At 40.3% G+C, this 16431-nt stretch carries 12 protein-coding genes; 7 read left to right on the forward strand and 5 right to left on the reverse strand.

Annotated features, from left to right (window positions below):
- Window positions 1-45: 45 nt before the first annotated feature.
- From tssC to F957_RS08190, 3 genes are read right to left on the reverse strand one after another with little or no spacing between them, the layout of a single operon-like run.
- The gene (gene tssC, locus F957_RS08200) at window positions 46-1527 is read right to left on the reverse strand and encodes a type VI secretion system contractile sheath large subunit (RefSeq protein WP_016541777.1); all 1482 of its coding nucleotides are present in this window, start codon (window positions 1525-1527) and stop codon (window positions 46-48) included.
- On the reverse strand, window positions 1520-2023 hold the full coding sequence (tssB, locus tag F957_RS08195; RefSeq protein WP_004805522.1) for a type VI secretion system contractile sheath small subunit: 504 nt from the start codon (window positions 2021-2023) through the stop codon (window positions 1520-1522). Before tssB ends, tssC begins: the two co-directional genes overlap by 8 nt.
- A 19-nt stretch (window positions 2024-2042) precedes the next feature.
- A complete protein-coding gene (locus F957_RS08190) occupies window positions 2043-2747 on the reverse strand; it encodes a hypothetical protein (RefSeq protein ID WP_016541778.1) in 705 nt (234 codons plus the stop codon).
- Between the two features lie 373 nt (window positions 2748-3120).
- Between F957_RS08190 and tssH the strand changes: the two genes are divergently transcribed.
- The 6 genes from tssH to F957_RS08160 are packed head-to-tail and all read left to right on the forward strand — an operon-like array spanning window position 3121 to window position 10700.
- Window positions 3121-5787, forward strand: coding sequence for a type VI secretion system ATPase TssH (gene tssH / locus F957_RS08185; RefSeq protein WP_016541779.1), 2667 nt, complete (start codon window positions 3121-3123; stop codon window positions 5785-5787).
- A gap of 26 nt (window positions 5788-5813) precedes the next feature.
- Window positions 5814-6911 (forward strand): type VI secretion system protein TssA, encoded by a 1098-nt coding sequence (gene tssA, locus F957_RS08180; protein ID WP_016541780.1) that lies wholly within the window; start codon window positions 5814-5816, stop codon window positions 6909-6911.
- 16 nt (window positions 6912-6927) lie between these two features.
- Window positions 6928-8292, forward strand: coding sequence for a type VI secretion system baseplate subunit TssK (tssK, locus tag F957_RS08175; RefSeq protein WP_016541781.1), 1365 nt, complete (start codon window positions 6928-6930; stop codon window positions 8290-8292).
- A gap of 10 nt (window positions 8293-8302) precedes the next feature.
- Complete coding sequence (gene icmH, locus F957_RS08170) at window positions 8303-9109, forward strand: type IVB secretion system protein IcmH/DotU (protein WP_016541782.1); 807 nt, start codon at window positions 8303-8305, stop codon at window positions 9107-9109.
- A gap of 10 nt (window positions 9110-9119) precedes the next feature.
- Window positions 9120-9728 carry a hypothetical protein gene (locus tag F957_RS08165; RefSeq protein ID WP_016541783.1) on the forward strand — a complete coding sequence of 203 codons (609 nt, stop codon included), beginning with the start codon at window positions 9120-9122 and terminating at the stop codon, window positions 9726-9728.
- Window positions 9729-9731: 3 nt separating this feature from the next.
- On the forward strand, window positions 9732-10700 hold the full coding sequence (locus F957_RS08160) for a M15 family metallopeptidase (protein ID WP_016541784.1): 969 nt from the start codon (window positions 9732-9734) through the stop codon (window positions 10698-10700).
- Window positions 10701-10815: 115 nt separating this feature from the next.
- On the opposite strand, the gene F957_RS08155 is transcribed toward F957_RS08160, so the two are convergent.
- Window positions 10816-11376 carry an undecaprenyl-diphosphatase gene (locus tag F957_RS08155; protein ID WP_016541785.1) on the reverse strand — a complete coding sequence of 187 codons (561 nt, stop codon included), beginning with the start codon at window positions 11374-11376 and terminating at the stop codon, window positions 10816-10818.
- 159 nt (window positions 11377-11535) lie between these two features.
- Here F957_RS08155 and F957_RS08150 point away from each other — a divergent pair, with 159 nt between their 5' ends.
- Window positions 11536-12300: a COG4705 family protein gene (locus F957_RS08150; RefSeq protein WP_016541786.1), complete on the forward strand. Its 765-nt coding sequence runs from the start codon at window positions 11536-11538 to the stop codon at window positions 12298-12300.
- A 97-nt stretch (window positions 12301-12397) separates the two neighbouring features.
- Here the strand turns inward: F957_RS08150 and posA are convergent, their stop codons facing one another.
- Window positions 12398-16396 carry a delta-poly-L-ornithine synthetase PosA gene (posA, locus tag F957_RS08145; protein WP_016541787.1) on the reverse strand — a complete coding sequence of 1333 codons (3999 nt, stop codon included), beginning with the start codon at window positions 16394-16396 and terminating at the stop codon, window positions 12398-12400.
- Window positions 16397-16431: the final 35 nt, after the last annotated feature.

The raw sequence follows: 16431 nt of genomic DNA on the forward strand, positions 1-16431 counted from the left end.
ATTACCTCTATTTTATTTAAAGTTATTATCTAGCTGATCTCATTGTTAATTTGAGGACTGAGGTAGTTCAGTCACGAGTCGTAAAGAAACAGATAACTCGTCCAGCTGGAAATGCGGTCTTAAGAAAACCACAGACTTGTAGTGACCCGGTTGAGCTGGATCTTCTACAACTTTTACAGATGCCTCGCGAAGCGGATATTGTGCTTTTGCTTCTTGAGATGCACCATCATCTAGCAAGACATATTGCGAGAGCCATTCATTTAAAAATGCTTCGACGTTGCCTGCAGATGCAAAACTTCCCACTTTGTCACGCATCATTGCTTTTAAGTAATGTGCAATGCGCGATACCGCCATGATGTATTGGATTTGGCTAGAAAGTGCAGAGTTTGCATTCGCCGTATCGCTGTCATATTTCTTTGGTTTTTGAGCAGACTGTGCACCAAAGAAAGCCGCATAATCAGTGTTCTTGCAGTGAACCAATGGAATAAAACCAAGATCGCTAAGTTCTTTTTCACGACGGTCAGTAATGGCGATTTCAGTTGGACATTTAAATACCACTTCACCATCTGAAGTTTTGAAAGTATGAACTGGTAAGCCTTCAACCAAGCCACCGCCTTCAACCCCACGAATCGCCGCACACCAACCATGCATATCAAAGGCATTGGTTAAACGTGTACCGAACGCATAAGCGGCATTCATCCACAAATAATCATCATGGTTTTCACCAGAAACATCTTCAACGAAGTTAAAGCCTTCAGTTGCAGTGCCTTCTTTCGGATGGTATGGCAAACGACCTAACACGTGTGGCATGGTCAATGCGACATAACGAGAATCTTCGCTGTCACGGAAAGAACGCCATTGTACGTATTCAGCTGTTTCAAAGATTTTTGAAACATCACGAGGACGATCAATATCGGTGAACGACTCAAGACCAAGAATGCTTGGGCTAGCTGCTGAAACAAATGGCGCATGTGCTGCTGCTGCAACATGAGAAATTTGTTCCAATAAATACATATCTGATGGTGTACGATCAAACTCGAAATCACCAATCAGTGCTGCATAAGGCGCACCACCAAATGAACCGTATTCTTCTTCATAAATCTTTTTAAACAAGGTACTTTGATCAAAGTCTGTTGCACCTTGAAAGTCTTTCACTAACTCTTTTTTGGTCGTATTTAACATACGAATTTTAATCATCGAGTTAGACGGTGTTTCTTGGCAGAAATAGTAGAGTCCACGCCATGTTGACTCGATTTTCTGGAACTGCTCATGATGCATAATTTCGCTCAATTGATTTGAGATCAGTGCATCAATTTCTGCAATACGCTTGTCAATCGACAAGGTCATGTTCTCAGAAACAGTAATCGTCCCTGCCATGACTTCTTTGGCCAACTCACCAATTAAGCTCTTGGCACGAACATGTTCATCATCATTACGGGCAATACGGCTTTGCTCAACAATTGAATCTAGCAAATGAACTGATTCAGTTTCTACATTTGCTGCAGTGGCTGCTTGTAAATTACTCATTTTCAGCCTCCGCACTTAACTGACGAACTTGATCGGTATTTTTCAGTACTTCATCTAGCAAGTCTTCTAAACGTTCGCTGTTTGAAATCTTATTGCGTAAATCAGTTAAACGTTCACGTGCTGCAACCAACTTACGCAATGGATCAACCTGTTGAACCACTTGTTCTGGACGGAAGTCTTCCATCGAGTTAAAAGTGAGGTCCACTGACATGCGACCGCCCTCTTCCGTCAAAGTATTTTCGACTTGGAAAGCAGCACGTGGCGCTAAAGATTCCATCACTTCATCAATATTGTCTAAATCGACATTGATAAATTTTTTGTCTTTTAACTTAGTCTTTTCTAGCTCTGATGCAGCGGAGAAATCCCCCATCACACCCACAACAAAAGGGAGTTCTTTTGACTCTTTACCATCACCAACTTCGACATCATATGTCAGCTGTACACGAGGGGGACGTATGCGTTGCAGTTTCTTCTGTACGCTTTCTCTCTTTGCCATAACTTTTCACCCTTGATTATTATTTCAACGAATCGAATGGATTCGAACCTGTTTTTTGAACAGTAGGTTGTTTGGTAACTGTTGGTGTTACAGCCGTTTGACGTTTTACCGGCGCAACAGATTGAGTTACATTACTACGTGTTGGTTGAGTTGTACGTACTTTTCTGTTCGTTGTCCGTCGCGTTGTGTTATTAGTCGACGTATTTCGTATCTCTTTTTTTAGCGACTCATCTGTAATCGCCTTGCTCGTGGATGTATCAGGAGCAGGTAAGGCAATACGAATGCTGTCACTCAACTGTTTTGCTGGTGGATAAGTGAGTTCATTACTCAAATAGCGCATTTCATTTGAGCGCATATGCTGCAATGCTTCATTGGCAATCTGAACACTGGCTAAAAAAGTGACATCTGTCAAAGTTGTACCGCGTACATTTTGCTCTTGTAGCTGCGTCGCCAATTTTAAAGCATTCATCGGTTGCTTTAATTCATACATACGCATCGCGGCCTGAGCCAACAAATCGTTTACACGCGAAGCATTATCTTTGTCACAAACTTGTTGATAAATATCTAATAAAGCACGATCTGTTTGGTTTACTGCCAACGGATTCTGTTTTAGACATTTACTTTTTAATTTAATTGGTTTTATTTCTTTATCATCAGCATAAGCTGAATTACCTATTAAACCAGCTGTTATACAAAGAATTGATATTACAATACCTTTTTTCAAAATATGCCTCGTATTATTTAACTTATAATTGAAGAGCTGACAATTATTGTTAAAAAACCCTCTTACTCGTCAATTTTTGTACATTTACATCATTTCCGCGAATTTAACAAAAAAAACACATACAAAGTCAATACTAGTTACGTTTATTAACATTATTAAATTTTCATGACAGACATTCATGTAAAAAAAAACTTTAATCAGGTGCATTTTTTGTTTAAAAGTGACATTTTTTGTTGTAGAATAATCTGTATACTCGTACAGAGTTTAACTAAGTTTTTGATTTTATTCAAAAAATATTTCTAGCAAAAACAACCATATCAAGTTAGAACTCAGTCAATAGAACTTGGTATTTAAAAATTATTGTGAGTAATAAATGAGTAACTTAAAGGTTTTAATTACTAAACTATCACCTCCTACTCGTACTGCATTAGAAAAGTCTGCAAATTACTGTATTAACCAATTGAATTATGAAATTGAGATTGAACACCTCTTTGTTGAATTACTAAATCAAAATATAGTCAATGATTTACATATTTTATTGAAAAAAAATAATATCTCTCCAGATGCCTTAATTATTGATTTAAAAGAAACCATTGCCTCTTTGCCTAAAGGTAATACCCGTACCCCTATATTTGCAAAATCAATCGTTCGGTTATTTGAACAAGCATGGTTACTGGCTTCTGCGGAACAAACCCCTTTAATCCGTAGTAGCCATTTACTAATTGCTTTGTTAACGGCACCCGATTTACAACAAATCGCTTTTAGAGCATCTAGTTTATTCGAACGCTTCCCGATCGATACCATGAAACATAAGTTTCTCGATATCTGTGGGAAAAGCAGTGAACAACCGCAAGCAGAAAATACCTCGACAACAACTGAACAAACCACAGATCCTGAATCGACAGTAACAACCGCAAAAACGCCTGCCTTAGATCAATACACCATTAATCTGACTGAAAAAGCTAAACAAGGTGGCATTGATCCTGTGATTGGTCGCGAATTTGAAATTCGCCTCATGCTTGATATCTTGATGCGTCGTCGTCAAAACAATCCGATTTTGACTGGTGAACCTGGTGTGGGTAAAACCGCTGTTGTTGAAGGTTTGGCCTTAAAAATTGCTCAAGGCTTAGTCCCTGAAGCACTCAAAAATGTTCATCTGCATGTCTTAGACATGGGCTTGTTACAAGCAGGTGCCAGCGTCAAAGGTGAATTTGAAAATCGTTTGAAACAAGTGATTCAAGAAGTTCAGGCTTCAGCTCACCCAATTATTCTGTTTATTGATGAAGCACATACCATGATTGGTGCTGGTGGTCAGGCTGGACAAAACGATGCTGCAAACTTACTCAAACCCGCATTAGCGCGTGGTGAATTAAGAACCATTGCGGCAACGACTTGGGCTGAATACAAACAGTACTTTGAAAAAGATGCGGCACTCAGCCGCCGTTTTCAGGTGGTTAAAGTTGAAGAACCAACCGAAGAAGTGGCGATTGATATGTTGCGTGCCATGATCCCCGTCATGCAAAGTCACTTTAACTTACAAATTGATGATCAGGCCATTATCACTGCCGTTCAAGCATCGCATCGCTATATCAGTGGTCGTCAACTTCCAGATAAAGCAGTGAGTGTACTCGATACTGCTTCGGCACGTGTTGCTTTGACACACAATGCACAACCCGTGGTTCTTGATCAACTCAAAGCACAACAGCACAACTTTCAGTTAGAACATCAAATTATCAACAACGAACATCAGCAGTTCCCTGTGCATCACCAACGTTTAGATGAGCTTAATCAACAACTGACAAGCTTGGAAAAAGAGATTCAAGCAACTGAAAGCAAATGGCAACAAGAACTTGCTTTGGTTAAACAGATTCAAGCGCTGAATGCACAAACAGAGCAAGACCATAAAGCACAAATTGCGACATTGAGAGCAGAGTTAGCCCAATTGCAAGGCCAAACACCGTTAGTATTTGAACGTGTCAATGCACAGATCATCAATGAAATTATTTCTGATTGGACTGGTATCCCAGTTGGCAAGATGGTCAACGATGAAATCAAACAAATTCTAAGTCTTGAAGATAAACTGGGCGAACGTGTAATGGGCCAAGACTATGCCCTCACCCAACTGGTTCAAGGCATTAAAACCTCTAAAGCCAAATTAGAAGATCCGAATAAACCACAAGGTGTATTTCTATTGGTTGGTCCAAGTGGGGTGGGTAAAACAGAAACTGCCCTTGCGCTTGCTAACGAGCTATATGGCGGTGAGCAACATCTCATCACCATCAACATGTCTGAATATCAGGAAGCACATACAGTTTCCTCTTTAAAAGGCGCGCCTCCTGGTTATGTTGGATATGGTCAAGGAGGTGTTCTCACCGAAGCCGTTCGTCGCAACCCGTATAGTGTTGTATTGTTAGACGAGGTTGAAAAAGCCCATAGTGATGTACAAGAATTATTCTATCAAGTCTTCGATAAAGGGATGCTTGAAGATGGTGAAGGTCGTGTCATCGACTTTAAAAACACCACCATTTTGCTGACATCGAATACAGGGTCAAGTGCCATCATGCAGGCCTGTTTAAATCAGCCTGTCGAAGACTGGCCACATGCCGAGGATTTGATCGAGCATTTGAAACCAAGTTTATATAAACAATTTAAGCCTGCATTTATTGGGCGTATGCGGATCGTGCCTTACTTCCCATTGCATGATGAGCTACTTATTCGCATCATTAAGCACAAACTTGGGAAAATTGTTGACCGTATTGAAAAACAATATGCCACCAAGGTTCAGTACTCTGATGACTTAATCGAATTACTCTTAAACCGTTGTACTGAAGTCGATAGTGGCGCGCGAAATGTGGACAATATCCTTAACTCTACCGTCTTGCCTGCTTTAGCAACTGAAATTTTAGTCGCTTTAGCTGATCATAAATTGCCGAAGTTGATCGTCATCGATACCAAAGATGATGAAATTACCTATCAATTAGATCCGGTCGAAAAAGCAACCAAGAAACGTTCAACTAAAAAAGTCAAAGCTGAAGTTTAAAATTTAAAGATTGAGCTAAATTTGTGATGCATATGGATATTTTATCTTTACTAACGCCAATTAATGAGCAGTCACCGTGCGGTGAGGATTATTCATTTTCAAATGAGTTCCACGCCATTAAAAAAGCAAAAACCCAAGATGATGTATTACTTGATCAAGGGGATTGGGTGACTGAGCCCAAACAGGCAGATTGGGACTTTGTCGCCAGTACGTCTATAGATTTACTACAATCAAAAAGTAAAGATATTCGTTTGCTCACATGGCTGTCTGAGGCTTGGGCAAATCTGTATGGCTTTGAGGGCATTAGCAAAAGTCTGGAACTTAGTCATCGCCTATTAGAACAGTATTGGTTAACCCTACATCCAGAAGTTGAAGATGATGATTTAGACCAACGTATTGGTTTATTACAAGGTTTAATTAATCAACTCCCTTTACTGATCAAAAAGGTTTCTTTAATTAACCATGCGCCTTATTATCATTTGCTCGACTACGACAACTTTCTTTATCACGAAAATATCCGTCGTAAACAAAGCGATGATTATGAAGATTCAAGTGGTTCAACTGAATTAGAACAGTTCGAACAAGCCCTATCCAATACCGATAAAAACTTTCAGCGTCAAAATTACCAACGTTTCAATGACATATTGCAACAATGGACAACGTTGAAAAATGTGTTGGATGGCTTGCTTGGTTTGGACTCTCCAAGTTTTGCTGCAATTGACTCTAGCTTAGATACCATTCATATCACACTGAAAAAGATATACAAGACTGATCTATTTGAGCAAACGACTCAAACAGTCATGACAGAAACTGAAACATCGACAACACCGATGGTACAACACGTGACGACACAATCTGCTGCACCTCAAAATCAGCTGTCTTTTCAGCCGCAAGTTCAATCGCATGTTGAAAACCGCGAACAGGCAATGCGTGTGCTGCAAGAAATTGCCACTTATTTTCAGAAAAATGAACCGCATAGCCCAGTGAGCTATATGTTGCAGAAAACCATCAAGTGGAGCCAAATGCCACTGCATGAGTGGTTAACTCAAGTGATTAAGGATGAACATCCTTTACAAATGCTCCAGGATACTCTTGGTGTTCAGCCAAAGAATGAATATGAATAATTGTTGGTAAATACATATGTTTAAAGCAGAAAAGATTCTTTGGGGTGAAGGCTTATTTTTACGTCCTCAGCATTTTCAGATCCAAGATACCTACCATGAACAACGTTTGAATCATACGATTCGGGCAATGATTCCACATGCCTATGGTGTACAAAAGTTGAAGTTTGACGAAGTTCAGCTTTCTACTCATATTCTGGCACTTCAAGAAGTAGAAATCATTTGGCAAGATGGCGAGATTTATCAGGCTCCTGCACAAGATTTATTGCCTGAGCCGTTATTGCTGGATGATCTTAATCTACAAGGTGAAATGACAGTTTATTTGGCACTGCCAATCTTACAAGCCAATAAGAAGAATATCGCAGATGAAACACGCTCAGTTTCTAGTCGCTACCATAACTATTTGACAGAAACCCATGATCTGTTTACCGATGCGAGTCCTGCTGAACTGAATCTGTTGCGTCGCCGTGCAGAATTTAAGTTGTTAGAGCAACATATTCAGCCGAGCCAAAATTTAGATGGTTTCTTATATATTCCTGTCGCTAAAATTAAGCGTCAAAGCTCGGGTCACTTTGAGTTAGACAATAAGTTCATTCCACCGATTTTACATATTGCGGCCTCTGAATCGCTGATTAACAATCTAAAGCGTACACTCAACGTCATTAAGGCAAAAATTAAAACCATTCAAAGTAATAACCGCGAAAACGAACAAAAGTTGATCGAATTCCGCTCAGGAGACATTGTTTCATTCTGGTTAATTAATGCTTTAAATACAGCCTATGCCGGATTAAATCACTTACTCCAATATCCTTTAATTCACCCAGAACGTTTATTCTCAGAATTATTGCGTTTAACAGGTTCATTACTGACCTTCTCTACGGCTTATGATGTTGACCATTTACCACACTATAAACATCATCAATTACAAGACAGTTTTCAGCAGCTAGACCTGATTTTAAGAGATTTACTAGATACCATCATTTCGAGCCGTTATTTCAGTATTGCCTTGAAAGAAACACGACCATCTTATTGGGTGGGTAGTCTAGAGTCAGACAAAATTACCCGTGATACACGTCTTTATATTGCTGTTTCAAGCAGCATGATGCAAACCCATGAGCTGATTCAAATCGTACCTTTGCGCTTCAAAGTGGGCAGTACCATTGATGTAGAACAGCGTGTGATTGCAGCACTTCCTGCTGTTCCACTCCATCATCTAATGCAAGTTCCTACAGCGATTCCAGTGCGCTCTGGGGTCAGCTATTTTGAAATTGAACCACATCATGAACTCTATCAACGTATGCTTGAGTCAGAAACCATTTGTGTCTATGTTCCCGCAGGTTTCCAAGATATTAGTATTGAACTCATTGCTGTAATGAATAGTTAAGAGAATCACAATGACTCAACCAACAGGCATCCCCTCTTTATTTGATGATGGAAAAATTGGTTCAGGTTTACCTGCGTCTGATCAACCACAAAATAAAGCGCAAGCGACCAACCTAATTGACCTATTACATGATGGGTTTTATTTGGTTTTTTTACTTCGCAACCGCTATATACCTGCAAATCCCACTGATTTTCGTGAAAAAATCGTCGATTTATTGAACCGCTTCGAACAGCAAGCTAAACGTTTGCAGTTTTCTGCTGATGATATTCACGATGCCAAATACGCCTTTTGTGCCTTGATTGATGAAACGATTGCAACGCAACAGGATGCAGCCTATTTTAATTTACAGAATTCATGGCTGATCAGCCCATTGCAATTAAGCCTGTTTGGCTCTCAACTGGCTGGTTATCGTTTTTTTGAAATCTTAGAACAACTGCGCAGTCGTGGCAAAGAACGCCTAGCATCGCTTGAGGTTTTTCATTACTGCCTCTTACTCGGTTTTCAAGGTAAATACCGTCTAGAATCAGTAGAAAGCTTAAATCACCTCGTGGCTCGTGTTGGAGATGAGATTGATTATCTCAAAGGGAAAAAAGCAGCATTTTCTCCTTTTGCTGCCATTCCAGACCACATTAAACACATTATTCATCACGAATTACCTTTTTTCTGGATTTTGATCTTCTTACTGATGTTTGCTGCGCTCACTTTTGCAGGTTTAAAGTTCATGCTCTCCAAACAAAATCAGAGTGCATTAGCTCCTTATCAGAATGTGATTTCAGCGCCTGCCGAAGAAGCACATATAACCATCCATTTGCCTTAGTTGATAACGTATGACTCAGGAAAGAACAACTTCTTTACGCATATTACAGACCAATAAGAAAAAAACCTTATCTCCTGTAATTTATTTACTGATCGGATTTCTTTCAGGAATCATCGTTGCTGCATTGTTTTTTTTCATCTTTGCAAGTGACGTCAATAACTCAGCGCCGAGTGTCCCACAAACGATTGAAGAAACTGAAACGGTTCAAACTGCCACCAAAGCAACCGTACAAAATAATGAAGTGGAAGTGAATACTCCAAATCATCATGAAACAACTGAATCGGTGGAAGACAATAATTTTGCTCAACCTGGGAGCAATGATTTAAACAAATTTTTCCAACGCACACCGCCGCCTGCTGCACCCGCTCCGAATGGCCAGCATGTTTCTCCATTTGCCAATGAGCCAAATACGAAACCAACAACAGTAACATCAGTAAAAGTGCCGCATAGCAAAAATGAAACCATTGCTCCACCAACAAATAAAGTAGTGGCTAAACCGGTTCCTCCTGCGACCAAGCCAGCACCAGCAAAAACTGCAGAGGCGGAAGTAGAAGCACCTGAGGCAACGGTACAGATCAAAGTGACACAAAAACCCTTTGCAGTGAATGAACTCAAGTAAACAATGATTTTTATCATCTTCTTTTGCTTTGTCGCTGTCGCGATCGGATTAACGCTGCTTATGTCTTATGAGCTGCGTTATAAATGCAAACAGTTGTTGCAATCATTACTTCCAAGTAGCAAAAAGAAAATCGCCAATGCGATGCAGTTTGCAGAGAATATGCATCAGGCTGCTTCACCTGAAAAATTACAATCGCATTGGCACCTACAACAATGGTGGATTTTAATCGCTGGTTTCTTTTTATTTGCCAGTATCCTGATTTTTGCATTCACCCGTCCCATCAATTCCACACGCATTGAGGCCGAATATTTAAAAGAGACCGATCCTCAAATTTATACGCTACTGAATGGTGAAATGCTAAGTCCACCACCAGAAGTCGATGCCAACTTGATTGAAGATGCGATTGTCGAAGCGACTCGACTTGAACAAGCCTATCAAGCTCAGCATCCAACCGATCCAAGTATTAATGCCTCTCAAATTGAGATTCCACTTACACATTCACATGGTAGTTTTGATGTATCCATGGTCGATCGTAAATGGGACAAAATTAATCCTCGCTATAAGCAACGCCTACTGATGGTATTCAAAATCATGAAAGAACAACATGGTTATGAACTGGTCTTACTTGAAGGTTACCGCAGTCCAAGCCGTCAAAATATGCTTGCAGGTAATCCAAATACAACCCGTGCCAAAGGTTATCAAAGCTATCACCAATTTGGTTTAGCTGCCGATGTTGCTTTTAAACGCAACGGTAAAGTCGTTATCTCAGAACGTGACCCTTGGGCAATGCGTGGTTATCAACTCTATGGACAAGTTGCTGAATCCGTTGGTTTAACTTGGGGTGGTCGTTGGAAATCTATTCAAGATTATGGCCATACCGAATACCGTATGCCTGGTCTAAGAAAAACCAAGGAAATGGCAGAACAACTCACTGCTGAAGGACAGTTAAACGCAAGAACAGACGAATCTTAAATGCATCTAAAATTTAGTTAAATAAAATAAAACCTCTCGATATAGGGAGGTTTTATTTTAGCATCGGATTAAAATATATTAATTAAACACAAACCATCCTAAAATTAAAATAACCTTAATCAATAACGGATATAGCAACTGTTTTTTTAGTTTTAAATATAAATTCTTTAAAGATGATATTCATCCCAAATACAAGTATTAAAGCAATCACAAATGATCCAAGTACATCAAAAGGAAAATGAACACCAATATAAATTCTGGACCATCCAACAATTAAACCCAATAACAAAGCTGCGCTACCTATTTTTCGATATCCCGAAAGTAGATATGAAAAAGCAATGGTTGCCACCGTCAAGGTATGTTGGCTTGGAAATGAAGAAGATGAACCATGTCCCGTCAGGATGTGTCCGATTCCAAGGTCAAAAGGACGTGGATGATAATAGACAGCATGAATGAACTGAGTGACCAATAAGGAAACGACGATCGTGATAAGCATCTTGATAAACTGCACTCGGTATTTTTTATCCTTAAAAAACAATGAAGAAATTAAAAATATAAATAACACTGCAATTAAATTATGTGATGCGAATAAAGCAGCTTTGTCTAAAATCGGATTTTGCGTTGCCACTGAGTTAATCCAATTAAACAAACTAACATCTATCGTTTCAATTGACATTGCCAATCGTTCCATGATTATTTGACAATGAGAATATAAAAACATCAGCTTAAAATAAAATTAAAGCTTCTAAAAAACCAAACAAGATTACAATTTAATTTTAAGTCGCGATTAATAAAAAAATCCTAAATTTGATCTACCCTCAAATTGGAGTAAGTCATGGATAACAAGAACGCGTTAAGCGAAGCTCTCAGCAAAGTGCCTGAAGTGACACTGCTGTTCTGGATTATAAAAATTGCAGCAACAACACTCGGAGAAACTGCTGGTGACGCTTTATCAATGTCGCTCAATTTAGGCTATATCTTAAGCACTTGTATTTTTTCTATTATTTTTATTGGCTTTGTTTCACTGCAAATGAAAGCCAAACAATACAAACCCTTCTTATATTGGGCAACCATTATCTCAACCACAACACTGGGAACCACCATTGCTGATTATGTCGATCGCTCTCTAGGCATCGGTTATCTAGGGGGCAGTATTATTCTCTTGCTTCTTCTACTGAGTTCTTTGGCAATTTGGTATTGGAGCTGTGGCAATATTGCGATGAAGAGTGTCCGGTCTGCAAAAACCGAAGCCTTTTACTGGGTCACCATTATGTTCTCTCAAACCCTTGGAACAGCACTTGGTGACTGGACTGCAGACACTCAAGGTCTAGGTTATACAGGCGCAGCCCTGATCTTTGGAAGCTTACTGCTTATTCTGGTTGCCCTTTACTATTGGACCCAGATTTCTAGAACATTAATATTCTGGTCAGCTTTTGTTTTAACCAGACCCTTAGGTGCTGTCTTAGGCGATTTTCTTGATAAACCGCTGGATCACGGAGGTCTTGATTTAAGCCGATTCGGAGCATCTTTTGTGTTATTGGCTTTTATTGTTATTTGCTTAATTGTCTTTAAATCTAAACCTGCATCAACAGCACATTAAATTAACTCGTGCATCAACAAATTTCATAGACTGATAGAAAAAGGGATAAGAAACATCATGTTCTTATCCCTTTCCTTGCTTGATCAATTATCAAAACTTAAGCATGCTTCCAAGGTACTGCAGGTGAACCAATCCATGCTGATTTTGCAGGAATATTCTCTCCTTTCATCACCAAGGTCAGTGGCCCTAATACCGCGTGATTATTCACATTGGCATTGTATAGAATAATACTGCGAGCATTCACGACCACATCACTGCCCACATTCACTTGACCAATTTTCATAATCCGGTCTTCAAACAAATGGGTTTGCGGTCCAGAAAAACTATTAAACTCAGCACGATCACCAATCTTAACGCAGTCAAACTCGGTAATATCGGCAGTATCCAGATAGACATCTTTACCAATGTTTACTCCTAACAGGCGTAAAAAGAATGGCAACATCGGCGTCCCTCTTAAATAGTTTAAAAAGTTCGGAATCGCAACCGATTCATACAGACTGGTAATCCCTTCACTGAGCCAAACGAACATGGTCCACATCGGTGCCGAACGTGGTTGGTAACGTCCAATTAAAGCCCATTTCAAGAATGTCACGATGACAAAGCAACCAATACCGTACAATAAGCCCGCCAAGGTTAAAGCCAGCAAGCCCATCGCAATACTATAATCGTTGATTACATCAATCACTTCGAGAACGATCATATAACCGACTCCAATGGCGAGCGCTGTCGGTAATACAATGCGTAAACCCTCAATCAAACCACGCATGAAACGGCGCTTAATACTTGGTTTAAAGGTAAGATGATCGGGATACTGTTCCGCAGCTTCACGTGCAGGTAACAACAATGCTGGAGAACCAAACCAAGTTTGACCTGAATACATTTCTCGGTTATCTGGTGTTTTGGACTGTACCCCAATCAAAACATTGTCAGGTAATACCGTACCATCCGCGATATAAGCACTATTCCCAACAAAGCTACGATGACCAATTTGAGTGGACTTTAACGACATCCAGCCACCTTTAATCTCTTCATCACCAAGCATTACAGCATCCGCAATAAAGCTTTCCTCCCCTAAGGTCAGCATTTCAGGAATCACACCTGTGGCGGTCGAAATCTCTGTATTTTTACCCACCTTGGCACCCAACATACGGAACCATGTTGGAGCATAAATAGTGGCGAACAAGCCATGTAAGGTTTGCAAACTGGTTTCCAAAATTTGAGCAGCAAACCATTTACGATAATAGACCCCACCATGTACCGCATAAGTGCCCGTCTCTAAATGTGGCAACACCACTTTACGAATAGCCGATGAAATCAATGCGGTAATCACCATCATCATGGCACTGGCAGGAATCGCAAGGATGAAATAATACAGCGCTGTTTGAATATGGTTATTCGGATCGATATTAAAGACATTGATATCCAACCAATCCACTAACAAGAAGCTTGGGAAAATCGGAATAAAGAACAAGCAAGCAATGATTAAGGCACTGACACTGTAATAACCATATTCAGCAAATTTGCGCACTAAAGATAATTTTGGACGTGTCGCTAATGGCGCAAGTTGATCAATATGGCCGATTTTTCTAGCGGGTGTTCCATCCCAAATTTCACCTGCAGGTACCGTAGTCCCATATTCAATCGAGGTTAAAGCATTAACATGGGCTTTTGCTTCTAACACCGTATTTTCTTCCAATACCGCATAAGATCCCACATAACTGTCCTGTTTGAGCTGAATTGAACCCAACACCAAGTGACCATGTTCGACTTTGGCATTTTCCAGATTTACATTTGAACCAATACTGACGCCATCTTCAATCGTTAACAGTGACGGCATCCGAATATGCACCGAGCTAATGGTGACATCATGCCCAATCTTCGCTCCAAGTGCTTTAAGGTATAAATTCAGTAAGGTTGAACCAGAAAGTAAATATACTGGTGAAATACTACTAATACGATCTGCCAACCACCAACGGAAATAGGTCATGCCCCATAACGGGTAACGACCAGCACCAATTCCCAACATCAGGATGCGTTTAACACTCATTGAAACCGCAAAACTAGCAATGATGACACTGATATATACCAATAAAGACAGCAAAATTGCATAAGGAATACTATCTCGTGTTCCACCTGTAAAATAATGATAGGTAAAGAATGGTGCTAACCATTGCAAGATATTCACCGAGATCAAAACAGGAATGGTGACCGCCTGTGCAATCCCACAAAGCCATTTATAAGCTTGATTACGTGGATTATCTTGTTCGATTTGGCGGTCAAAGCTTGAAGGTTCGGGTTGCTCAAGCATCAAGGCCGCAATCGCCCCTACTTTTCTGGCCTGATATAAACTTTGAATGGTGAGATGGCTATATGCAGGGTGTTCACGCAGATTTGAGACTAAAACAGCAGCCAAGAGTGAATGACCGCCCAAATCATCAAAGAAATCTGAGTCTAACTTAATCGGAATATTGGGAAATAAACGAGCTAGAATCTCAAATAAAATCTCTTCGGCTGTATTCTGTGGTTGGTCTGATTCACTCCGATCAATCACGCTGGTTAATGGACGAGCCTTTAATGCCTTACGGTCAATTTTACCTGACAATAAACGTGGTACTTCCTCAATAATTTCAAAGCGATTGGGTACCATATAAGGCGGCAATCGCTGACTCAGATGATGCCGTAGCTGTTTGATTTCAATCGCTTGCTTGGCATCAATTTCAGGGGCAATAAAAGCAACCAACTGATCAATGCCATCTTCAGTGCGTAGCATCACCGCCGCGGTTCCAATCCCATCAAGATCACACAGTGCTGCTTCAATTTCACCCAGTTCAACCCGAAAACCACGGATTTTGACCTGATCATCAGCACGGCCCAAACAATGCACCTGACCAAATTCATCAATTTTGGCGAGATCTCCTGTGCGATATAAGCTGATTTCATCCTCATTATTTGCCCAAGGATTCTCAATAAATTTATCAGCGGTTAAATCAGGCCGCCCTAAATAACCTTGCGCTACGCTCGGCCCAAAAATACACAATTCACCTGTCTCGCCTTGTGCCAATAATTCTCTTTCTGCATTGATCACCAACATGCCATAGTTGGGTAAGGGCTTACCAATGGTGACAGGCTTACCTTGTTGTAATAACTCTAAACTGGCAGATACCGTGGTTTCAGTCGGACCATAGGTATTAAACATCTGATGGTGCGGCAATGCCCAACGTTCCACCAAAGAGTCTGGACACATCTCACCACCCAAGTTGATGATGCGTAGATTTGGAACATCTTCAGGAAATAAGGCCAGTAAAGTCGGCACAGCATGTAATACCGTAATCTGTTGCTGTTTCAGTGTTTGACAAAGCCGCTCTGGATCACTGACTAAAGATTTTGGTGCAATCCACAAGCTTGCACCCACCAGATAAGACAACCAGATTTCCTCAAAGGACATATCAAAAGCCACCGAGAACCCTTGATAGACCTTATCCTGTTCTTGAATACCTAAAATACTGTTTTCACTGCGCAGGAAATGACAGATATTCTTCTGGGTGATCACAATCCCTTTCGGCTTACCCGTTGAACCTGAAGTATAAATAATATAGGCAGGTTGTTCAGGCGAGGTTTTGGCCAATACCACCGTTTCATGTAGCGGTCGCTGTAATTCAGTATTGGTCCATTTTGTTTGCGGAACTTCATGCAGGTGTTCATACCATTCATCACTGCTAATCATCCCGACTGCAGCCGCATCCTCCAGACAAACAGCGATTCGATCTGCTGGAGTATCCATATCAAACGGTAGCCAAGCCGCACCACTTAAACAAATCGCCAACTGAGATTTTAATAGTTCGATGCCGCGCGGCAGCCATAAACCAACAATGTCACCCGCTTTGACTCCTTTCAGGGTCAGATGCTGTGCCATTAATAATGCTTGCTGAAATAAATCGCCGTAGCTCAACGTTCGTTCAGCTTCAATCAGAGCTACTTTTTCAGGAAATTTTTGTGCCGTTTCAATAAAGATATCAGCAAGAACTTCATGCTGTAAAAATTCTAGGTGGTGCTTACCACGAATAATATTTTTTGCGCTCATCACACATTGATTCATTTTTATGCTCTCTTTAATGTTTTGATTTAGCCAAA

The sequence above is a fragment of the Acinetobacter gyllenbergii CIP 110306 = MTCC 11365 genome (genome assembly GCF_000413855.1).
Lineage (GTDB): Bacteria > Pseudomonadota > Gammaproteobacteria > Pseudomonadales > Moraxellaceae > Acinetobacter > Acinetobacter gyllenbergii.

Bases quoted from the DNA above. Each gene is read 5' to 3' on its own strand.
- tssC (WP_016541777.1), bottom strand. From the start codon at position 1,527: ATGAGTAATTTACAAGCAGCCACTGCAGCAAATGTAGAAACTGAATCA.
- tssB (WP_004805522.1), bottom strand. From the start codon at position 2,023: ATGGCAAAGAGAGAAAGCGTACAGAAGAAACTGCAACGCATACGTCCC.
- tssH (WP_016541779.1), top strand. From the start codon at position 3,121: ATGAGTAACTTAAAGGTTTTAATTACTAAACTATCACCTCCTACTCGT.
- tssA (WP_016541780.1), top strand. From the start codon at position 5,814: ATGCATATGGATATTTTATCTTTACTAACGCCAATTAATGAGCAGTCA.
- tssK (WP_016541781.1), top strand. From the start codon at position 6,928: ATGTTTAAAGCAGAAAAGATTCTTTGGGGTGAAGGCTTATTTTTACGT.
- icmH (WP_016541782.1), top strand. From the start codon at position 8,303: ATGACTCAACCAACAGGCATCCCCTCTTTATTTGATGATGGAAAAATT.
- F957_RS08165 (WP_016541783.1), top strand. From the start codon at position 9,120: ATGACTCAGGAAAGAACAACTTCTTTACGCATATTACAGACCAATAAG.
- F957_RS08160 (WP_016541784.1), top strand. From the start codon at position 9,732: ATGATTTTTATCATCTTCTTTTGCTTTGTCGCTGTCGCGATCGGATTA.
- F957_RS08155 (WP_016541785.1), bottom strand. From the start codon at position 11,376: ATGTCAATTGAAACGATAGATGTTAGTTTGTTTAATTGGATTAACTCA.
- F957_RS08150 (WP_016541786.1), top strand. From the start codon at position 11,536: ATGGATAACAAGAACGCGTTAAGCGAAGCTCTCAGCAAAGTGCCTGAA.
- posA (WP_016541787.1), bottom strand. From the start codon at position 16,396: ATGAATCAATGTGTGATGAGCGCAAAAAATATTATTCGTGGTAAGCAC.